Source organism: Cupriavidus sp. MEYA8, assembly GCF_059278825.1.
This window is the reverse complement of sequence record NZ_CM181221.1, coordinates 3,495,747-3,515,569: the sequence shown is the minus strand read 5'-3', so window position 1 is coordinate 3,515,569 and position 19,823 is coordinate 3,495,747. Positions and strand designations below refer to the sequence as shown.

The window sequence follows — 19,823 nt, the reverse complement described above, 5'->3', positions numbered from 1 at the left end:
CGTGCCGATGGTTGTCCGGATGCGGATCGCCCTCATGGCGCATAATCCCGCACTCGCTTACCAAAAATGCAGAAGGAGCAGTACGTGTCCGTGCCGGAAGTCAGCTACGACCACGCCATCGAGCTTGCCAACCAGGGCCGCTTTGCCGACGCCCTGCAGATCGCCGACCAGCTTGCGCAGGCCCGGCCCGAGGTGGTCGATTTCGTCACGCTGCGCGCGCGGCTGCACTTCGACAACGGCGATGCCGCCGCGGCGCTTGCCGTGCTGGACGAGGCACTCGCGCGCCTGGACAGCCTGCCGCTGCAGCCGCCGCACCGCTGGGCCTCGCGCGGCGTGATCGCGCACCGCTACGGCGCCATGCTGATGAGCCTGGGCCGCGACGCCGAGGCGCGCCCGTGGCTGCATGAGGCCGCGCAGCGCAGCGGATTGCTGTCGGGCGAATGGCCGGCGCATTTCCACGCCGGCCTGGCCGCGCTGCGCATGAACGACATGGCTGCCGCGGCGCGCTACTGGCACGACCTGATGTTCCGCAATCCCGACCTGGGCGCGGAAGACATCGCGCCGCTGGTGCAGGACTACATTGCCCGCGCCGAGGGCGCCGGCGTGCCGGTGGAGCCGCTGATGCGCGTCTGCCTGGGGCGCGTGGCGCTGGACAACCCGCACCTGCTGCAGCTCGACGCCGATGCCGGCGACGCGCTCGCCGCCGACCAGGCCGCCCGCGTGCTGGCCGAACATCCCGACCACCCCGAGGCGCGCCGGCTGCGCGCGCCGCTGCGCTGGGGCGTGGGCGACACGCAGGGCGCGCTCGACGACCTGGCCGTCTACCTGCGCCAGGTGGCCGACCCGCAGGCCCAGGTACGCGAACTGGCCTGGCGCCATCAACTGGCCAAGGCCGGCGCGCAGGATGCCGAACGCGAGCCCTGGCAGCGCTTCGCCATCACCGACAAGTCCGACGACGGCGCCGCCTACTACCGCGCCGCCATGGCGCTGGGCGAGTTCATCGATGAAGTCCCCGCCGCCGAGGCGGCGCTGCGCCCCGCGCTGGTGGCCGCGTGCCGCCATGGCGTGAGGTGCTACGACCACTATTTCGCCACCGGCCAGGGCGATGCCGCCGGGCACGGCGGCAATGCCGATCCGCACGTGTATTCATTGTTGTGCCGGCTGCTGGCGCGCAGCCTGCCTGCCGATGCCGCGCACCTGGAAGAGCGCATCGCGCTGCATCGCCAGGGCATGGCCGCCAGCGAGTTCATCGACCACTGGATCGACCTGCTCGACTGCCATGCCGGCGCGGGCCAGCACGGCAAGGTGGTCGAGCTGGCCGGCGAAGTGCTCAATCGCTACCCGCTCGAGCGCAATCCGGCCGATGTCACCTGGGCCTTCAGCCGCCTGATCGCGGCCTGGAAGTCCATGGGCGGCGCCGAGCCGGCCGAGGCGGCGCGCGCCGCGATGGCGCACATGGACGCGCGCCTGGATGCGCTGCCGGTAGAGGCCCGCAGCGAGGCCGCGCACCCGATGGCGCATGCGCGCGCTCACTTCGCCGCGCTTCTGCAGGCACAGATGGCGCGCATGGACGAGCATGACCGTGCCGACGCGCTGGCCGAGATCGAGGGCCAGCAGCGCCGCGCGCTGCTGGTCGAGGATGCCTGGCTGTACAACCGCTTCGGCCTGCTGTGGCGCGAGCTGGGCGAACCGGAGCGCGCGCTGCCGATGTTCGAGCAGGCGGTCGCGCTGACCGAGGGCGATCCCGAGGACCAGGCCGGGCCGCGCCTCCAGCGCGGCCTGGTCCACAACGCCTCGCGGCGCCATGAAGCGGCCATGGCGGACTTCGCCGCCGCCTTTGCCGTGCGCGACGACTGGGATGCCGAGGTATGCCTGCGCGTGGTCGAGTCGGCACTCGGGCTGCAGCAGCGCGAGACGGCGCTGGCTTACTTTGAAAAGGCCCGGGCACGCGGCGCTGCGCAGGGCGCCACGCGCACTTTGTACACGCAGGTCGAGACGGCGCTGAAGTCCACCCGCCCGCGCTGGAAGGTCTGGGGCGTCTGATGCGTCGCACGGGTGTGCGGACGCGTTGAGTTCCGCACAAAATGTAAAAAATGCCATCCAGAAGATGGCGTTTTTTGCGCGAACTTGACCGAAGTTCGTAAGGCGTTTGGTGCGGTGTCGGACAATCACTGACATGGATTGTGATGTGCTTACATTACCATGTCGACCATGAACGGACTGAGCCAACTATTCCCAACTCTTCCCCTCGCCCCAGGGGGCTTGTTCTGGGTCGGGCTCGCGCTGGTAGGCGCGGGCCTGGCGGGGGAAGTCAGCCGCCGCTGGCTGCGCTGCCCGCGCATCGTGGGCTATGCCGTCGCCGGGCTGTTCGCCGGCATGCTCGGGCGCGGCATCGTCGACGAGAACATGATCAACCAGACCCGTATCCTGATCGATATGGCGCTGGCACTGGCCCTGTTCGAACTCGGGCACCGGCTGTCGCTGACCTGGCTGCGCGCCAACCGCTGGCTGCTGCTGACCAGCGCCTTCGAAAGCGTGCTGACCTGGGGCCTGGTCGCGGCGGTGCTGCAATGGATCGGCGCCTCGCCTGGCGTGGCGATCCTGGCCGGCGGCATTGCCGTCAGCACCTCGCCCACCATCGTGCTGCAGCTCAAGAACGAACTGCGTGCCGAGGGCCAGGTCACCGAGCGGCTAATGGCAATGGCGGCGCTGAACAGCATCTACGCTGCCGTGATCGTGCAGGTGGCCACCGGCTGGCTGCATTCCGAATACGGCAACCTGGGCGCCGCCCTGCTGCACCCGCTCTACCTGCTGGTGGGCTCGTGCCTGCTGGCATGGGTGGTGGGCAAGGTCGGCCACGTGATCTATGAGCGCATGTCGGCCGATGACCACTACAGCTTCCTGGTGCTGGTGGGCCTGGTGCTGTTCACGCTGGCGCTGACCCGGGTACTAAAATTGTCGATGCCGCTGACGCTGCTGCTGGCCGGCGTGGTGTTCAAGCACCAGGACAGCCAGCCGCACGTCTGGCCGCCGCACTTCGGCAGTGCCGGCAGCCTGCTGATCATCGTAATGGTGGTGTCGCTGGGCCTGCCGCTGACCGCGCATGACTGGGCCGTGGGCGGCGTCTATGCCATCGTGCTGGTGCTGCTGCGTCACCTCGCCAAGTTTGCCGGCGTGATGTCGCTGGGATCGTTCTCGGGCCTGAGCATGCGCCAGTGCATGGCACTGGGGCTGGCGCTGGCGCCGATGTCGGGGCTGGCCTACCTGCTGATGAGCGACGTCGCGCGCATCTACCCCGGCACCGGACAGCCGCTGGCCGCTATCATCCTGTGCGCGCTGGCGATCGAACAACTGCTCGGCCCGGTGTTGGCAGCGTGGGCGCTGCGCTTCGCCGGCGAATCCCGGGCCAATGGAGGAGGGCGCTGATGTCGCTCGAATCGTTCAAGCAATCCGAGGCACTGACCTTCGGCGTGGAGCTGGAGCTGCAGCTGGTCAACCGCCACGACTATGACCTGGCGCCGTTCGCGCCCGACCTGCTGCGCGCACTCAAGGGCGCCGAGCATGCCGGCGACATTAAGCCGGAAATCAGCCCGTCGATGATCGAGATCAGCACGGGCATCTGCCACAGCTACCAGCAGGCGCTGGACGAGCTGACCACCATGCGCAACCTGATGGTGGCCGCCTCGCGCTCGCTCAACCTGGGCATTTCCGGCGGCGGCACGCATCCGTTCATGCAATGGGCCGACCGCACCATCTCGGACTCGCCGCGCTACCAGTACATCTCCGAGCTGTATGGCTACCTGGCCAAGCAGTTCACCGTATTCGGCCAGCACGTGCATATCGGCTGCCCGAGCGCGGACGAGTCGCTGTTCCTGCTGCACGCCATCGGCCGCTACGTGCCGCACTTCGTTGCGCTGGCGGCGTCGTCGCCGTATGTGCAGGGTGTCGATACCGGCTTTGCCTCGGCGCGCCTGAATTCGGTCGCGGCGTTCCCGATGAGCGGGCGCGCGCCCTTCCTGCTGACGTGGGACGCCTTCACCGCGTATTTCGAGAAGATGCGCAATACCGGCGTGATCGAGAGCATGAAGGACTTCTACTGGGATATCCGGCCCAAGCCGGAATTCGGCACCATTGAGGTCCGCGTGATGGACACGCCGCTGACGGTGCAGCGCGCCTGCGATATCGCCGCGTATATCCAGATGCTGGCGCGCTACCTGTTGTTGTCGCGCCCGTTCATGCCGCAGGAAGACGACTACCTGGTGTACACCTTCAACCGCTTCCAGGCGTGCCGCTTCGGGCTGGATGGCGAATATGTGCATCCCAACGAGCTGACCCGGATGCCGATCGCCGACCACATCCTCTCGATCTGCGATGCACTGGTGCCGCATGCAGAGGCATTGGGTTCGCTGGACGCGCTGGCCAATATCCGCGCGCTGGCCGAGCGCCGCGACGGCGATGCGGAATGGCTGCGCCAGACCGATGCCGACGCGCGCAGCCAGCGCGAGACCGTGCGCAAGGCCTGCGAGCGCTGGGCGGCGTAACACACCGCCCGCCGCCTAACCGCTGAACCGGCACTTACTTCACGCTGTAGCCGCGCCCTTGCATGCACGCGGACCAGGCCTGGTAGTACGAACCCATCGCCTGGCTGGTGTTGGCCTGCGCCTGCTGGTTGGCGGCGTTGGCTTGGCGCCGCGATTGCCGGTGCGCCACGCCGCCTGCCACCGTACCCGTTGCAGCGCCGACCGCCGCGCCTTTGCCGGCATCGCCCGCCATCGCCCCCACCACTGCGCCGGCAGCGGCGCCCCCCGCGGCACCGCGCACGCGCTGGCCGCTTTGCGGCTGCGCCGGGGGCGGTGCCGCGGCGGCCTGGGCGGGATCGACACCGCTCTGCTGCTTGGCCCAGCTGTAGCAGGCGCCGTCGTCGCTGGCTTGCTGCTGCTGGCTCTGCCCCTTGGCCGGATAGGCCACCGGCTTGCCTTGCGCGAGTGCCTGGACCGGGGCCAGTACCAGGGCGGCAGCCAGTACGCCCAGGCCGCGGTACAGCGTGCAGTTTTGCCTTCGCTTCATGATCGATCCCCCGCGATTGCCGGCCGCGCCGCCGTGTGCGGTGGCGGCCGTGTTTGAAGGCCAGTATTGCAGGCGGCGTGGCTAAGTCAATGCATCGTTTCAACGCGCCGGACCGGCTGGCGCCGATGCGTGCACCGCAGGTGCCCGGCAGCGCACGCGCGCATCAGCGGGACGCGGGCGGCGACAGCAGGAACGCGAGCGCGTTGCGCCACCATGCCTCGTCGACGTAGCCGGTCCAGTCGTTGTGCCCGGCGTGATCGATCACGGCCAGGCGGCGGGGTTCGTCCAGCGCTTCATAGAGCGCCTTGCCGAGCCGGGGCGGCACGATGCTGTCGCGCTCGGCCACGACCACCATGACCGGGCGGCCAAAGGCGGCCAGGTGGCTCACGCTGTCGTAACGGTCGCGCAGCAGCCATCCGGTCGGCAGCCATGAGTAGTGGTGTGCGGCGACGTGGGCGAGCTTGTCCCATGGCGTGATCAGCAGCACGGCATCGACGTGCTCGCGCTGGCGCGCCGCGGCGGCCGCCGCAACCCCGGCGCCGAGCGATTCGCCGACCAACAGCAGCGGGCCGTCGAACTGGCGCCGGGCCAGCGCAATCGCCTGCCCGGCATCGTCGACGAAGCTGCGCTCGCCAAGCGCGCCGTCGCGCGGGCCATAGCCGGGATATTCGGCCAGGATCACGCGAATGCCCAGCCGCGTCAGCACGCTGGCGTAGTAGCCGCGATGGCCGGCGTGCCCGGCATTGCCGTGGAAGACGATGGCGGTGGCGCGGACGGGACCGTGCGGCTCGGCCAGCAGGCCGCGGAAATCATCCGGACCCGGCCATGCGCGCAGTCCCTGAGCAACCATATCGTCGACCGAGGCCCTGTCGGGAAAGTAAAGAAAACGATCCTGCAGCATCAGGATGCCTCCCAGCAGGACCGCGCCCGCCAGCAGCCAGCGCAGCAGGCGCCGCGCCGGCGCGGATCGTGCCGCGGGCAGCGCGGTGGCCGGCATGGCGCGTGCGCTAGGCGCCGGCGAGCACCGGTTCGCACCGCACCTCGGTCCGGACCGAATTGGCGATAAAGCAGGCATCGTGCGCGGCATGGTGCAGGCGCTCCAGCTCGTCGCGGGTGGGTTCGCGCTCGCCGGAGAAAGTGACCTGGGGGCGCAGGGTCACCACTGTCATCGCCATCTGGCCTTCGCGGTTCTTTTCCATCACGCCGGTGGCGGCATCGACATAGCGGTCGACGACAAAGCGCTGCTTCGCCGCCAGCGACAGGAACCACAGCATATGGCAGCTCGACAGCGAGGCGATGAACATCTCTTCCGGGTCGACCGCGCTGGCGTCCGACATCGGCAACGGCACCACATGGGGCGACGACGAGCCCGGGACTTCGGCGCCGCCGTCGAAGCGCAGCACGTGCCTGCGGCTGTAGCGGTTGCCGGTGAAATCCTGCCCGTCGCGTTGCCACAGGACTTCGGCGGTATACACGGACATGGGGTTGACTCCCAAGGTTGGAATGCTTCAGGCGCCGTGCGGCACGCTCTCGCCGTCGCGGAGGCCCAGGCGCTGGTTCGCCGGCACCGCGATATCGATCAGCCTGGGCCGCGGCAGGTTCAGGTTGCGCATCATCTCGATGAACTCCTCGCGCGTGCGGCCGGATACGCGGCTGTTGTGCGCGCGCTCATGGCCGATGGTCGAGCAGGTCTGGCCCTTGTAGTCGTGCGCGGGATAGACCCGGGTGTCGTCGGGCAGCGCGAACAGCTTGCGGGTCAGGCTGTCGTACAGCGTGCCGGCATCGCCCGACTGGAAATCGGTGCGGCCGCAGCCGTCGATCAGCAGCGCATCGCCCGTGAAGACGCGGCGCACGATGCCTTCGGAGGTGGACTCTTCCCACAGGTAGCTCATGCTGCCGGCGGTATGGCCGGGCGTGTGGATCGCGCGCAGCACCTGCTTGCCGAATGCGACAGTGTCGCCGTCGATCAGTTGCTTCTGTGCCGGCTTGATATCGCAGCCCGACGGCGCCGCGGTGTGCGCGCCGGTCTGCATGGCCAGGTGGCCGGCCGAGGTGATGTGGTCGGCGTGGGCGTGAGTCTCGATGATCCAGGCCAGGTGTGCGCCGGTATCCTTGACCAGAGCCAGGTCGCGTTCGAGCTGGTGGTCGACCGGGTCGATCAGCAGCGCCTCCTTCGTTTCCGCATCGATCAGCAGGTACGTGAAGGTTGACGAGGCATCGTCAAAGAGCTGGTGGAAGGTCTGCATGGCGGGCCCTCTTGTTCTGCAGTCGGGGAACGCCGCAATGATACGCCGCAAACCATGCACGATGTACGACGGTTTTCTCCCTTCTCCCGCGCGCGTGATAGGGGAGAAAACCGCCGCGCGTTTAGCACTCGACGATATTCACCGCCAGCCCGCCGCGCGCGGTTTCCTTGTACTTCGTCTTCATGTCGGCGCCCGTCTCGCGCATGGTCTTGATCACCGAATCGAGCGATACGTAGTGCGTGCCGTCGCCGCGCAGCGCCATGCGCGCCGCGTTGACCGCCTTGACCGACGCCATCGCATTGCGCTCGATGCACGGAATCTGCACCAGCCCGCCGACCGGGTCGCAGGTCAGGCCGAGGTTGTGCTCCATGCCGATCTCGGCCGCGTTCTCCACCTGCGCCGGGCTGCCGCCGAGTACCGCGGCAAGCGCGCCGGCGGCCATCGAGCAGGCCACGCCGACCTCGCCCTGGCAGCCGACCTCGGCCCCGGAGATCGACGCGTTGAGCTTGTACAGCAGCCCGATCGCGCCCGCTGTCAGCAGGAAGTCGACTACACCCTGCCGGTTCGCGCCCGGCACGAAGCGGTCGTAGTAATGCAGCACGGCGGGGATGATGCCGGCCGCACCGTTGGTCGGCGCGGTCACCACGCGGCCGCCCGCCGCGTTCTCTTCATTGACGGCGATGGCGTACAGGTTGACCCAGTCCATCACCGAGAGCGGATCCGACAGCGTGCGCTCGGCACGCTCGGTCAGGCTGCGGAACAACTCGGGCGCGCGCCGCTTGACCTTGAACGGCCCCGGCAGTTCGCCATCGGTGCGGCAGCCGCGCGCGACGCAGGCCTGCATTACGTCCCAGATATGCAGCAGGCCGTCGATGACCTCTTGCTCGCTGCGCCACGTCAGTTCGTTCTCCAGCATCAGCCGCGCAATGCTCTTACCGCTGTCCTGCGCCATCTGCAGCATGTCCTTGCCGCTGCGAAACGGGTGCGGCAGCTGCTGCGCGGCGTTGAGCACCTGGGTGTTGGGCGCACCGGCCGTGACCACGAAGCCGCCGCCCACCGACAGGTAGCGCGCTTCGCGCAGGCTCGCGCCGCTGCTGTCGAAGGCATGGAACTTCATGCCATTGGGATGCTCGGCCAGGGCCTCGCGGCGGTAGAACGCGATGTGATCCTTCTCGACGAAGGGCACGATATGGCGTCCCAGCAGCGACAGCTCGCGCGACTTGCGCAACGCGGCGAGGCGCCTGTCGATGGAATCGGGATCGATGGTGTCGGGAGACTCGCCCATCAGGCCGAGGATCACGCCCTTGTCGGTGCCGTGCCCCTTGCCGGTGGCGCCGAGCGAGCCGTACAGCTCGACCCGCACGCTGGCCACCTGCGGCAGCAGGCCGTCGCGCTCCAGCCCCTGCGCGAACATCAGGGCCGCGCGCATCGGGCCCACGGTATGCGAGCTCGACGGGCCGATGCCCACCTTGAACAGATCGAAGACGCTGACTGCCACGGAATGTCTCCAGCAATGGGGTGGCCTTGCAGAGGCTCTTTTTAGGCGGTCGAAGTACGGCAACGGACACCGCCGCCGGCGGGCCCGCCATCTTGAGAATAGTGCGGCGGCCGAGCCACCGCAGATGCGATGGCACGGCCCGGGGGTGCGTCAGTCGACCACGTAGTCGCTGACCGGCACGCAGCTGCAGAACAGGTTGCGGTCGCCATACACGTTGTCGGCACGGCCGACCGGCGGCCAGTACTTCTGCGTGCGCAGCGACGCCACCGGATAGGCGGCTTCCTCGCGCGTGTACTTGTGGGTCCACTCGTTCGCGGTCACCACCGCGGCGGTGTGCGGCGCGTGCTTGAGCGGGTTGTCCTCGCGATCGAAAGTACCGTCGGCGACGCGGCCGATTTCCTGGCGGATCGCGATCATCGCGTCGATGAAGCGGTCCAGCTCATGCAGTGCTTCGGACTCGGTCGGCTCGATCATCAGCGTGCCCGGCACCGGGAAGCTCATGGTCGGCGCGTGGAAGCCGTAGTCCATCAGGCGCTTGGCCACGTCTTCGTTGCTGATGCCGGTCTCCTTCTGCAGCGGGCGCACGTCCAGGATGCACTCGTGCGCGACCAGGTCGTGCTGGCCGGTGTACAGCACCGGGTAGTACGGCGCCAGGCGCTTGGCCACGTAGTTGGCCGCCAGGATGGCGTTCTCGGTGGCGGCGGTCAGGCCGGCCGAGCCCATCATCGCGATATACATCCACGAGATCGGCAGGATGCTGGCCGAGCCGAACGGTGCCGCCGACACGCCACCGATGCCGCGGTCGTCGCGGCGGTAGCCGACGCTGTCCTGGTTGGGCAGGAAATCCGCCAGGTGCGCGCCGACCGCAACGGGGCCAACGCCCGGGCCGCCGCCGCCATGCGGGATGCAGAAGGTCTTGTGCAGGTTCAGGTGCGACACGTCGCCGCCAAACTGGCCCGGCGCGGCGGTGCCAACCATCGCGTTCATGTTGGCGCCGTCGACATAGACCTGGCCGCCGTGCTTGTGCACGATCTCGCAGATCTGCTGCACGCCCTGCTCAAACACGCCGTGCGTGGACGGGTAGGTGATCATGATCGCAGCCAGGTTCTTGCTGTGCTGCTCGGCCTTCTTCGCCAGGTCTTCCAGGTCGACGTTGCCATTCTCGTCGCAGGCCACCACCACCACCTTCATGCCGGCCATCTGCGCCGACGCCGGGTTGGTGCCGTGCGCCGACGACGGGATCAGGCAGATGTCGCGATGGCTTTCGCCGCGGCTGGCGTGATACGCATGGATGATCAGCAGGCCCGCGTACTCGCCTTGCGAGCCGGCGTTGGGCTGCAGGCTGACCGCGGCGTAGCCGGTGGCGGCGCACAGCATGGCCTCGAGCTGGTCGATCATCTCGCGGTAGCCCACGGTCTGGTCCAGCGGCGCGAACGGGTGGATCTGGCTGAACTCGGGCCAGGTCACCGGGATCATCTCGCTGGTGGCGTTCAGCTTCATCGTGCACGAGCCCAGCGGGATCATGGTGCGGTCCAGCGCCAGGTCCTTGTCGGCCAGCATGCGCAGGTAGCGCAGCATCTCGTGCTCGGCGTGGTGCGTATTGAACACCGGATGGGTCAGGTACTCGCTGGCGCGCGCCAGTTCGGCCGGGAAGGCGTCATTGATGGCGGCTTCGAGCTTGTCGAAATCGAGGCCCGCCGGCAGCGGCTTGCCTTGCGTGAAGATTTCCCACAGCGCAACCACGTCGTCGCGGGTGGCGGTCTCGTCCAGCGAGATGCCGACGCGCGTGGCGCCGGCATGGCGCAGGTTGATGCCGCGCGCGGTGGCGGCGGCATGGATGGCTTCGGTGTTGAAGCCGGTCTCCAGCGTCAGCGTGTCGAAGAAGGTGGCGTTGGTGCGGACGAAGCCAAGCTGCTCCAGGCCGGCGGCCAGCGTCGCGGCCAGGCGATGCACGCGCTGCGCGATGCGCTTCAGGCCCTGCGGGCCGTGGTATACGGCGTACATCGACGCCATCACCGCCAGCAGCACCTGCGCGGTACAGATGTTGGAGGTCGCCTTTTCGCGGCGGATATGCTGTTCGCGCGTCTGCAGCGCCAGGCGATACGCCTTGTTGCCCTGCGCGTCGACGGTCACGCCGACCAGACGGCCCGGCATCGAGCGCTTGAACGCATCCTTCACCGCCATGTAGCCGGCGTGCGGGCCGCCAAAGCCCAGCGGCACGCCGAAGCGCTGCGAGTTGCCCACGGCCACGTCGGCACCCCATTCGCCCGGCGCGGCGATCAGCGTCAGCGCCAGCAGGTCGGCGGCAGCCACCACCAGGCCCCCGGCGGCGTGCACCGCGTCGGCGATGGCGCGGTAGTCATTGATGTCGCCGTTCACGCCCGGGTACTGCAGCAGCACGCCGAAGGCGCCCGCAGCAGCGGCGTCGGCGGCGGGGCCGACCTTCACTTCAATATCCAGCGGCAGCGCGCGCGTTCGCACCACTTCCAGCGTCTGCGGCAGCACGTCGTCGGCGACGAAGAAGATACTGGAGTCGTGCTTGTTCACGCGCTGCAGCAGCGTCATCGCTTCGGCGGCAGCGGTGCCTTCATCGAGCATCGACGCGTTGGCGATATCCAGCCCGGTCAGGTCGGTGACCATCTGCTGGAAGTTCAGCATCGCTTCCAGGCGGCCTTGCGAGATTTCCGGCTGGTAGGGCGTGTAGGCGGTGTACCAGGCCGGGTTCTCGAAGATATTGCGCAGCACGACCGCGGGCGTGACGGTGTTGTAGTAGCCCTGGCCGATAAAGCTCTTCAGCACGCGGTTCTTGCGCGCCAGGCCGCGCAGCTTGGCCAGTGCGGCTTCCTCGCTCAGCGGCTCGGTGAACTCGCCCATCGGCATGCCGTCGCGGCGGCGGATGGCGGCGGGGATCACGGCATCGATCAGCGCGGCGCGGCTGTCGTAGCCGAGCACCTTCAGCATGTGCTGCTGTTCGGGGGTATCGGGGCCGATGTGGCGGGCGGCGAAGGCGTCGCGCGCCTCCAGTTCGGCCAGCGTGGGCCGGTTACCTTGGGCGGCGGTCATGGGAAGCGGGGCGTTCATTGGCAAGAACCTCGTGGGGAGCGCTGCGGCAGGTGGTCAGCCGTGCCGCGGCGCTGCAAATGCTGTGTGCCGATCCCGGGTGCGGGACCGGCGGGGCGATCAGGCGCCGACGCTGGCCTTGTACGCGTCGGCCGACATCAGGCCGTTGACGTCGTCGCTGTTGGCCGGCTTGAGCTTGAACAGCCAGGCGTCGAAGGCATTGGCATTGACGCTTTCCGGCTCGGCCGTGGCGGCTTCGTTGACGGCGATCACTTCGCCGGCCACCGGGGCGTAGATATCGGAAGCGGCCTTCACCGATTCCACCACTGCCAGCGCGTCGCCGGCACCGACCGACTTGCCCACTTCGGGCAGTTCCAGGAAGACGATGTCGCCCAGCGCATCCTGTGCGTGGTCGGTGATGCCAATGGTGAGCGTGCCGTCGGCTTCGACGCGCACCCACTCATGCGACTCGGTGTATTTGAGGTCGGCGGGGAAATTCATGAAGGTTCTCCGGATTCAGATCTGTTTCTTGTTGGGTGATGCCTGCCCGGCAACGCTGCCGGCAGGCGAGGGCGACCGTTGGGTGAGCGGATGTTTCCCTTAGCTCACGAGTGCCTTGCCATTACGCACAAACGGCAGTTTAACCACAGTCGCGTTGAGTTTGCGGTCGCGGATCTCCACCTGCACGGTGTCGCCGACGTTCACGCCCTGCGGCAGGCGCGCGAACGCGATCGATTGCGACAGCGAGGGGCTGAAGGTGCCGCTGGTGATTTCGCCGTCACCGGCGGCGGTGATGACCTTCTGGTGGGCGCGCAGCACGCCACCTTTGTCGCGCAGGATCAGGCCGAGGAATTGCTGGCGCGAGCCGGCCGCGGCCAGTGCCGCCTTGCCGGTGAAGTCGCGCTCGCTCTGCAGGTCGACGGTCCAGGCCAGGCCCGCGTCCAGCGGCGAGGTGCTGATATCCATGTCCTGGCCATACAGGTTCATGCCGGCTTCCAGGCGCAGCGTGTCGCGCGCGCCCAGGCCGGCCGGGCGCACGCCCGCGGCATTCAGTTTTTCCCACAGGCCGGCGACGCTGGCCGCCGGCACCACCAGCTCGAAGCCGTCTTCGCCGGTGTAGCCGGTGCGCGCGACCATGACTTCGCCAAGTGCGGGGTCCTGCACCACGACAGCGTTGAACGGCTTGAGCGCATCGGAAGGCTGGGTCGACGGGAAGGTACTCCACACCTTGGCGCGGGCGTTAGGGCCCTGCACCGCGACGATCGCCAGCGGCTGCGCGCCCGCGGGCGCAACATCTTCACGGCGCGGGGTGATGGTCACGCCGCTGCCGGTGGCGTCGTTGCGCGCACGGATCCAGTCGATATCGCCGACCGCGGTGCTGGCGTTGACCACCAGGCGGAAACGGTCCTCGGCAAAGAAATAGACGATCAGGTCGTCGATCACGCCGCCTTTTTCGTCGAGCATGCACGAGTACAGCGCCTTGCCCGGCGTCTGCAGCTTGTCGACGTTGTTGGCCAGCAGGCCGCGCAGGAAGGCGCGGGTATTGGGGCCGCTGAGGTCGACCACGCACATGTGCGAGACGTCGAACATGCCGGCGTCGGTGCGCACGGCGTTGTGTTCTTCGATCTGGGAGCCGTAGTTGACCGGCATGTCCCAGCCGCCGAAGTCGACCATGCGGGCGCCGAGGGCGCGGTGGATGGCGTTGAGGGGCGTGGCCTGGAGCGTCATGGAATCCTCGGGGGCAATGTCGGGTCGCGAAAACAAAAAAGGGCCATCCGCCGCAACGATCGCTATGCCAATGGCCAAGCAATCCGCTGCGGCGGATGACCCCTCTGTCCTCGATACCTGAGAGATTACGAGGCGGATTCGTTGAATCCCGTCCTCGCGCGCCCCTTCGGTGGGCACGCTCGCCATGAATGGCGGGTGCCGCTCTCCAGAGTGCGGCATGCATCGTGTGCATGTTGCATGCCGATCCGAGCGGTCCGTGGTGCCTGAGAGTTTTCGGGTGATACCCCTTCGGCGGCGCAGATATGCGCGCTCTCCCGGTCGGATGCGCGCAATGTACGGGAGGGCCCTGCCTTTGTCAACGCGGCGGGCGCCCCCCGCCAGCAGCCATTCGCCCTATCAACGGCGATGGTCGTCGGTCATTACGTTACCGACCACGCCGCCCAGGGCGGCACCGCCCAGCGTGCCTGCGGCACTACCGTGCGTCAACGCAGCACCGCCGGCCGCGCCCACGCCGGCACCAATGACCGTGTTGCGCTGCTTCGGTGTCATGTCGGCACAGCCGGTGGCCAGGGCCGCAACGGCTATGCCGGCCATCGTCGCTTTGGAAAAGGCTCGTAGCATTTTCATGATGGGCTCCGAAAGTAACTTTGAGTACGTTCGGGACGCAGGTCTGCCATCCCGCCATACTGGTTAGAGGAGGGCCCGGACGCCCGGTTTTGGGACTTACCAAGTGTTACTTCGGTAACGTCCCCGCCCCCGGAAAAAGCGGTTCCCGCTGACTGATCAGGGCCGGCCCAGCGTGTTAACATGATTAGCTTTGCGTCCGGCGCCGCCCCATGTGGTGTACAGGGCGCGACGCCGTCCCGACCACCCCACGCAAGCATTCCCGCGCATGAGCCACGGCCTCAACGCCGCCCAATCTGAAGCCGTCCGCTATCTGGACGGACCCTGCCTCGTCCTTGCCGGGGCGGGCTCGGGCAAGACCCGCGTGATCACGCAGAAGATCGCGCACCTGATCGAAGACAAGGGCTTCGAGCCGCGCCATATCGCCGCCGTCACCTTCACCAACAAGGCTGCCAAGGAGATGCAGGAACGCATCGGCAAGCTGATGGAAGGCAAGACCACGCGCGAGGGCAAGCGCATCCCGCTCAAGCAGCTCACAGTCTGTACCTTCCACTCGCTGGGCGTGCAGATTCTGCGCATGGAGGCGGAACACGTCGGCCTGAAGCCGCAGTTCTCGATCATGGATTCGGACGACTGCTTCGGCCTGATCCAGGAGCAGCTCGGCACCACCGACAAGAAGCTGATCCGCGGCGTGCAGAGCACGATCTCGCTGTGGAAGAACGGCATGGTCGACCCCGAGGTCGCGATCGCGCAGGCGGCCAATGCCGACGAGCACCAGGCCGCGCTGGTCTACCGCAACTACGTCGCCACGCTGAACGCGTACCAGGCGGTGGATTTCGACGACCTGATCCGCTTGCCCGCGGAACTGTTCGCGCGCAACGAAGCGGTGCAGCTGAAGTGGCAGAACCGGCTGCGCTACTTCCTGGTCGACGAGTACCAGGATACCAACGCCTGCCAGTACCAGCTGCTCAAGCTGCTGGCGGGGGGCTCGCACCTGCGCGCGCCGGCCTTTACCGCGGTGGGCGACGACGACCAGGCCATCTACGGCTGGCGCGGCGCCACGCTGGACAACCTGCGCGGGCTGCAGACCGACTTCCCCGACCTCAAGGTGATCAAGCTGGAGCAGAACTACCGCTCCACCGTGCGCATCCTGGAAGCGGCCAACGCGGTCATCGCCAACAATCCCAAGCTCTTCGACAAGAAGCTGTGGAGCGAGCACGGCATGGGCGATCCCATCGCCATCCACCCGATGAACGACGAGGAGCACGAGGCGGAGTCGGTGGTGTTCCGCCTGTCGGCGCACAAGTTCGAGCGCCGCGCGCAGTTCCGCGACTACGCCATCCTGTACCGCGGCAACCACCAGGCGCGGCTGTTCGAGCAGATCCTGCGGCGCGAGCGCATTCCCTATGTGCTGTCGGGTGGCCAGAGCTTCTTCGACAAGGCCGAGATCAAGGACATCTGCGCCTACCTGCGCCTGATCGCCAATCCCGACGACGATCCCGCCTTTATCCGCGCGATCACCACGCCGCGCCGCGGCGTCGGCAATACCACGCTCGAAGTGCTGGGCACGTTTGCCGGGCAGGCCAAGGTGTCGTTGTTCGAGGCGGCGATGATGGGCGGCATCGAGGGCAAGCTGCAGCCGCGCCAGCTGGAGCCGCTGCGCGTGTTCTGCGAATCGATGGTGCGGCTGGCCGACCGCGCGGCCAAAGATCCGGCCACCGAAGTGCTCGACGACCTGATGGCCGGCATCCACTACGAGGCATACCTGTACGACAGCTTCGACGAGCGCCAGGCGCAGTCGCGCTGGACCAACACGCTGGAGTTCCTCGAATGGCTCAAGCGCAAGGGCACCAAGCCGGAAGCGGCCGAGGGCGAGGAAGCCACCGGCTATGACAACGCCGACGGCTTCGGCAGCGAAGGCAAGAACCTGCTTGAGCTGACGCAGACCGTGGCGCTGATGAGCATGCTCGAAGGGCGCGAGGAAGATCCCGACGCCGTGCGGCTGTCCACGCTGCACGCGTCCAAGGGGCTGGAATATCCGCACGTGTTCCTGGTCGGCGTGGAAGAGGGCATCCTGCCCCACTGCCGCGAAGACGACGACATGACCGACGAGAAGATCGAGGAAGAGCGCCGGCTGATGTACGTCGGCATCACGCGCGCGCAGCGCAGCCTGCAGATCAGCTGGTGCAAGAAGCGCAAGCGCGCGCGCGAGACGTACTCTTGCCAGCCGTCGCGCTTTATCGGCGAGATGAAGCTGGAAGAAGCGCCGGCACCCAAGGACGAAACTCCGGCGATGAGCCCCAAGGACCGGCTCGGCGCGCTCAAGGCGCTGCTCGGCGGCCCAGGCAAGACGGCGGCCGGCTGATCTTAGGTACGAAGCCCGATACAAAACCCTACCAGGCCGACAAGACCGCGCGCGCCGCTGTCCTTAGCATGACGGTTGTGCCGCTCTGCGCTTTTCACGGTGTGCGGCTTGCGGCGGCAGGGGCTGCCCGGGTCTTGCCGCGCCAGACATCAAGTCTGGCTTTTCCCTGTAATTGGCCCCCGCCGCGCCAGCGTGCGGGGGCAATTTTGGACGTGCTCGCCCTGCTGCAGGCGGTGGTCGACGACGCCGCCGACAGCGGCCACGAGGTCGCGCTCAGCGGCCAGGCGCAGCCGCTGCTGGCGTGGCCGTCGGAGCTGCGGCGCGCGGTGGTCAACCTGGTCGAGAATGCGCGGCGCGCGCGCCTGTCGCTACCGCGCGCCTGACACCGCCAGCGTGACGTACTGCGAGCCGCGCTGGCCGTGGCTGAAGTCGAGGGTAAAGTCCCCCACGTCGACACGGCCTTGCAGTGCGCGGCGCAGCTCGGCGGCACCGCCGGCGCGCACGCCGGCCAGCGCCCGTGCCAGCCATGCGGCGCCGATATAGCCGGCCAGCGTCGCCGAGGACGGCGGCTCATCCAGGTATTGCTTCATGCGCGCTACGTGTTCCCTGACCACGCGCAGCGTGGCCTGCTGCGGGCCGGGCGCGACCTGGGTCAGCACCATGCCGCCGGCGTAGCCGGTACCCAGGATCTCGCGCGCGGCCGTGGCACTGACCGACGACAGGCCGACCAGGAAGCCATACCAGCCCTGCGCCGCCAGTGCGCGGCCCAGTCCGGCATAGGCCAGCGTATCGCCCGCGACGATCACGGCGCCGGGGCGGGCGGCTGCAATGCGGCGTGCCGCAGCGTCGGCACCCGGGTCGGCTTTGGGATCGAGCGGCACCGCGCGCGTGCCGGTCTGCGCCTCCAGCCGGGCCAGCGATGGCGTGGCGAAGTCCGGCGCCACCGCCAGCGCGATCGCGCTCAGGCCATAGCTGCGCAACTGCCGCACTGCCGCGTCGAGTTCGGCCTGGTAGTCGGCGCGGGTGAACCAGACGTTGTCCGCTGCCAATGCCAGGCCCGACAGCGGCGCCACAATCTGCACGCCGCGCCGGACCAGCTCGGCCGATGACGCCAGCGCCGGCAGGAGACGGTCGCCGGCGCCGAACAGCAGCTCGGCGTGCTCGCTGTCGGCCAGCGCCACCGCCTGGGCCACCGCGCGGCGCGGATCGGGATCGGCGTTGCGCACCACGTGGGCGATCCGTACCGGGCCGTTGGCGGCATTGACCGCGTCGAACAGCACCTTGGCGCCGGCCAGGTAGTCGCGCGCCAGGTCCGCCTGCGCACTACCGCGGTCGATCAGGTGGCCCACCACCACGGTGCGGCGCGCGGGAGACTGGGCCAGCAGCGGGGCATTGGGCAGCGCCAGGACCGCTGCGCCGGCCGCCAGCAGGCGTCGGCGCAGCGGTAGGTACGGCAGGGAAGGGGGCAGGGTGTCCGGGATCGGCATCGCGCAATAGGAAAAGGGGGCGCAAGTCGCGCCGGCGCGCAGCGTATCCGCCACGTATTACCGCCGTGTGACGCGGGGCGCCTGCGCACCCGTGCCGTGCCAACGCCGCGCTTGACGACGATCAACGCAACGCGCGGCGCGCAGTCCTAGCATGGGCTGTCAAACACCGTTCCCCCCGCGCCCCCCATGAACCCGCTTGCCATGACTACCCTTGCGCCCGACCGCCGCGCGCTGTCGGACTTTCGCGCTCTCGCCGGCCGCATCGACGGCAACGGCCCGCGCTACACCTCCTACCCGACTGCCGACCGCTTCAGGAACGGCCCGGACCTGTCGCTGTACCACGACGCCCTGGCCGCCTGCCGTGCCGATGCGCCCGCGCCGTTGTCGCTCTACCTGCATATCCCGTTCTGCGAGAACATCTGCTACTACTGCGGCTGCAACAAGATCATCACGCGCGACCACGGCCGCAGCGCCCGCTACGTCACCTACCTGGGCCGCGAGATGGCGCTGCTGGCCGCGCGGCTCGGCACGCGCCGGCGCGTGCTCCAGTCGCACTGGGGCGGCGGCACGCCGACCTTCCTGGATCCCGAAGAAATGCGCCGCGTGATGGCGCTGCTGCACGAGCATTTCGAACTGCCGCCCGATGGCGAGCATTCGATCGAGATCGACCCGCGCCGCGTCGATGACGCGCGCATGGCGCTACTGGCCGAACTTGGGTTCAACCGCGTCAGCCTGGGCGTGCAGGATTTCGATCCCGAGGTGCAGCAGGCCATCCACCGGATCCAGTCGTACGAAGAGACCCGTGCCGTGGTCGACGCCGCGCGCCGGCTGGGCTTCCGCTCGGTCAGCCTCGACCTGATCTACGGCCTGCCGCACCAGACTGCCGCACGCTTTGGCCGCACCATCGACCAGGTGCTGGCGCTGCGGCCCGACCGCCTTTCGGTCTACAGCTATGCGCACCTGCCGCATGTGTTCAAGCCACAGCGGCGCATCGACGAAAGCGCGCTGCCGCCTGCCGGCGAGAAGCTCGACATCCTGGTCTCCACCATCGAACGCCTGACCGCCGAGGGCTACGTCTATATCGGCATGGACCACTTCGCGCTGCCCGATGACGACCTCGCCGTGGCGCAGCGCGAAGGCCGGCTGCAGCGCAACTTCCAGGGCTACTCCACGCACGCCGGCTACGACCAGCTCGGCCTCGGCATCTCGGCGATCGGCGCGGTGGCGGGCCGCTACGTGCAGAACGCCCGCACGCTGGACGAGTACTACGGCGCGCTGGACCAGGAGCGCCTGCCGCTGGCGCGCGGGGTGGAGATGACCGCCGACGATCATCTGCGCCGCGAACTGATCGGCGCGCTGATGTGCAACGGCGTGCTGGATATCCCCGCGCTGGAGCGGCGCCACGGCATTGACTTCGGCACCGATTTCGCGCCCGAACTGGCCGACCTTGCCACCCTGGCGGCCGACGGGCTGGTGCAGGTCCAGCCAGCCCGCATCACGGTCACGCCGCTGGGACGCCTGCTGGTGCGGCGCGTGGCGATGGCGTTCGACCGCTACCTGCGCGACGATGCCGCACGCGTGGCGGTCGCCGGGCCCGAAAGCGAAGGCACTCGCCGGTCCGCCAACGACGGCGCGCAACCGATCCGCATCGTGCCGCGGGCGCGCTACTCGCGCGTCGTGTAACCGCCGCCAGGCATGAAAAAACGCCCGCGAATTTCGCGGGCGTTGTTGTTTGCGGCGCAGTCGTG

Annotated in this window: 16 protein-coding genes and 2 riboswitches; of the genes, 6 read left to right on the top strand and 10 right to left on the bottom strand. The window is 68.2% G+C overall.

Going from position 1 to position 19,823, the window contains the following annotated elements:
• Nucleotides 1-84: 84 nt before the first annotated feature.
• The 3 genes from AC5WJ1_RS16505 to AC5WJ1_RS16495 all read left to right on the top strand — a co-directional run bounded on the left by AC5WJ1_RS16505 (nucleotide 85) and on the right by AC5WJ1_RS16495 (nucleotide 4,541).
• Entirely contained in the window at nucleotides 85-2,043 is a 1,959-nt protein-coding gene (locus AC5WJ1_RS16505) for a tetratricopeptide repeat protein (protein ID WP_133097841.1), read from the top strand.
• 159 nt (nucleotides 2,044-2,202) lie between these two features.
• Entirely contained in the window at nucleotides 2,203-3,426 is a 1,224-nt protein-coding gene (locus tag AC5WJ1_RS16500) for a cation:proton antiporter (RefSeq protein WP_165971590.1), read from the top strand.
• The gene (locus AC5WJ1_RS16495) at nucleotides 3,426-4,541 is read left to right on the top strand and encodes a YbdK family carboxylate-amine ligase (RefSeq protein WP_133097839.1); all 1,116 of its coding nucleotides are present in this window, start codon (nucleotides 3,426-3,428) and stop codon (nucleotides 4,539-4,541) included. The genes AC5WJ1_RS16500 and AC5WJ1_RS16495 overlap by 1 nt, the downstream gene beginning before the upstream one ends.
• Nucleotides 4,542-4,575: 34 nt before the next feature.
• Here the strand turns inward: AC5WJ1_RS16495 and AC5WJ1_RS16490 are convergent, their stop codons facing one another.
• The 9 genes from AC5WJ1_RS16490 to AC5WJ1_RS16450 all read right to left on the bottom strand — a co-directional run bounded on the left by AC5WJ1_RS16490 (nucleotide 4,576) and on the right by AC5WJ1_RS16450 (nucleotide 14,226).
• Nucleotides 4,576-5,067, bottom strand: coding sequence for a glycine zipper family protein (locus tag AC5WJ1_RS16490; RefSeq protein ID WP_133097838.1), 492 nt, complete (start codon nucleotides 5,065-5,067; stop codon nucleotides 4,576-4,578).
• Nucleotides 5,068-5,230: 163 nt separating this feature from the next.
• Nucleotides 5,231-6,064, bottom strand: coding sequence for an alpha/beta hydrolase (locus tag AC5WJ1_RS16485; RefSeq protein WP_434033314.1), 834 nt, complete (start codon nucleotides 6,062-6,064; stop codon nucleotides 5,231-5,233).
• Nucleotides 6,065-6,074: 10 nt separating this feature from the next.
• The gene (locus AC5WJ1_RS16480; RefSeq protein ID WP_135706132.1) at nucleotides 6,075-6,548 is read right to left on the bottom strand and encodes an OsmC family protein; all 474 of its coding nucleotides are present in this window, start codon (nucleotides 6,546-6,548) and stop codon (nucleotides 6,075-6,077) included.
• Between the two features lie 27 nt (nucleotides 6,549-6,575).
• Nucleotides 6,576-7,313 carry an MBL fold metallo-hydrolase gene (locus tag AC5WJ1_RS16475; protein WP_133097835.1) on the bottom strand — a complete coding sequence of 246 codons (738 nt, stop codon included), beginning with the start codon at nucleotides 7,311-7,313 and terminating at the stop codon, nucleotides 6,576-6,578.
• 121 nt (nucleotides 7,314-7,434) lie between these two features.
• On the bottom strand, nucleotides 7,435-8,811 hold the full coding sequence (locus tag AC5WJ1_RS16470; protein ID WP_135706130.1) for an L-serine ammonia-lyase: 1,377 nt from the start codon (nucleotides 8,809-8,811) through the stop codon (nucleotides 7,435-7,437).
• A 150-nt stretch (nucleotides 8,812-8,961) separates the two neighbouring features.
• Entirely contained in the window at nucleotides 8,962-11,892 is a 2,931-nt protein-coding gene (gcvP, locus tag AC5WJ1_RS16465) for an aminomethyl-transferring glycine dehydrogenase (RefSeq protein WP_135706129.1), read from the bottom strand.
• 99 nt (nucleotides 11,893-11,991) lie between these two features.
• Complete coding sequence (gene gcvH, locus AC5WJ1_RS16460; protein ID WP_133097832.1) at nucleotides 11,992-12,372, bottom strand: glycine cleavage system protein GcvH; 381 nt, start codon at nucleotides 12,370-12,372, stop codon at nucleotides 11,992-11,994.
• Nucleotides 12,373-12,471: 99 nt separating this feature from the next.
• Entirely contained in the window at nucleotides 12,472-13,599 is a 1,128-nt protein-coding gene (gcvT, locus tag AC5WJ1_RS16455) for a glycine cleavage system aminomethyltransferase GcvT (protein WP_195427200.1), read from the bottom strand.
• 94 nt (nucleotides 13,600-13,693) lie between these two features.
• Nucleotides 13,694-13,818, bottom strand: a riboswitch (glycine riboswitch).
• A 21-nt stretch (nucleotides 13,819-13,839) separates the two neighbouring features.
• Nucleotides 13,840-13,926: riboswitch (glycine riboswitch) on the bottom strand.
• Between the two features lie 69 nt (nucleotides 13,927-13,995).
• Nucleotides 13,996-14,226 carry a YMGG-like glycine zipper-containing protein gene (locus AC5WJ1_RS16450; RefSeq protein WP_133097830.1) on the bottom strand — a complete coding sequence of 77 codons (231 nt, stop codon included), beginning with the start codon at nucleotides 14,224-14,226 and terminating at the stop codon, nucleotides 13,996-13,998.
• Between the two features lie 265 nt (nucleotides 14,227-14,491).
• Between AC5WJ1_RS16450 and AC5WJ1_RS16445 the strand changes: the two genes are divergently transcribed.
• Together AC5WJ1_RS16445 and AC5WJ1_RS16440 are read left to right on the top strand one after the other, a co-directional pair.
• Complete coding sequence (locus AC5WJ1_RS16445) at nucleotides 14,492-16,588, top strand: UvrD-helicase domain-containing protein (protein ID WP_494476218.1); 2,097 nt, start codon at nucleotides 14,492-14,494, stop codon at nucleotides 16,586-16,588.
• Nucleotides 16,589-16,800: 212 nt separating this feature from the next.
• A complete protein-coding gene (locus AC5WJ1_RS16440; protein ID WP_494476217.1) occupies nucleotides 16,801-16,971 on the top strand; it encodes a hypothetical protein in 171 nt (56 codons plus the stop codon).
• Here AC5WJ1_RS16440 and AC5WJ1_RS16435 read toward each other — a convergent pair.
• Nucleotides 16,957-18,075: an ABC transporter substrate-binding protein gene (locus AC5WJ1_RS16435; protein ID WP_494476549.1), complete on the bottom strand. Its 1,119-nt coding sequence runs from the start codon at nucleotides 18,073-18,075 to the stop codon at nucleotides 16,957-16,959. The genes AC5WJ1_RS16440 and AC5WJ1_RS16435 overlap by 15 nt on opposite strands.
• A gap of 201 nt (nucleotides 18,076-18,276) precedes the next feature.
• On the opposite strand from AC5WJ1_RS16435, the gene hemN reads away from it, so the two are divergent.
• A complete protein-coding gene (gene hemN, locus AC5WJ1_RS16430) occupies nucleotides 18,277-19,758 on the top strand; it encodes an oxygen-independent coproporphyrinogen III oxidase (RefSeq protein WP_371704910.1) in 1,482 nt (493 codons plus the stop codon).
• Nucleotides 19,759-19,823: the final 65 nt, after the last annotated feature.

What these genes read in the sequence shown, in the direction of transcription:
- AC5WJ1_RS16500 (WP_165971590.1), top strand. Translation starts at nt 2,203, where the DNA reads ATGTCGACCATGAACGGACTGAGCCAACTATTCCCAACTCTTCCCCTC.
- AC5WJ1_RS16495 (WP_133097839.1), top strand. Translation starts at nt 3,426, where the DNA reads ATGTCGCTCGAATCGTTCAAGCAATCCGAGGCACTGACCTTCGGCGTG.
- AC5WJ1_RS16490 (WP_133097838.1), bottom strand. Translation starts at nt 5,067, where the DNA reads ATGAAGCGAAGGCAAAACTGCACGCTGTACCGCGGCCTGGGCGTACTG.
- AC5WJ1_RS16485 (WP_434033314.1), bottom strand. Translation starts at nt 6,064, where the DNA reads ATGCCGGCCACCGCGCTGCCCGCGGCACGATCCGCGCCGGCGCGGCGC.
- AC5WJ1_RS16480 (WP_135706132.1), bottom strand. Translation starts at nt 6,548, where the DNA reads ATGTCCGTGTATACCGCCGAAGTCCTGTGGCAACGCGACGGGCAGGAT.
- AC5WJ1_RS16475 (WP_133097835.1), bottom strand. Translation starts at nt 7,313, where the DNA reads ATGCAGACCTTCCACCAGCTCTTTGACGATGCCTCGTCAACCTTCACG.
- gcvP (WP_135706129.1), bottom strand. Translation starts at nt 11,892, where the DNA reads ATGAACGCCCCGCTTCCCATGACCGCCGCCCAAGGTAACCGGCCCACG.
- gcvH (WP_133097832.1), bottom strand. Translation starts at nt 12,372, where the DNA reads ATGAATTTCCCCGCCGACCTCAAATACACCGAGTCGCATGAGTGGGTG.
- gcvT (WP_195427200.1), bottom strand. Translation starts at nt 13,599, where the DNA reads ATGACGCTCCAGGCCACGCCCCTCAACGCCATCCACCGCGCCCTCGGC.
- AC5WJ1_RS16450 (WP_133097830.1), bottom strand. Translation starts at nt 14,226, where the DNA reads ATGAAAATGCTACGAGCCTTTTCCAAAGCGACGATGGCCGGCATAGCC.
- AC5WJ1_RS16445 (WP_494476218.1), top strand. Translation starts at nt 14,492, where the DNA reads ATGAGCCACGGCCTCAACGCCGCCCAATCTGAAGCCGTCCGCTATCTG.
- AC5WJ1_RS16435 (WP_494476549.1), bottom strand. Translation starts at nt 18,075, where the DNA reads ATGCCGATCCCGGACACCCTGCCCCCTTCCCTGCCGTACCTACCGCTG.
- hemN (WP_371704910.1), top strand. Translation starts at nt 18,277, where the DNA reads ATGACTACCCTTGCGCCCGACCGCCGCGCGCTGTCGGACTTTCGCGCT.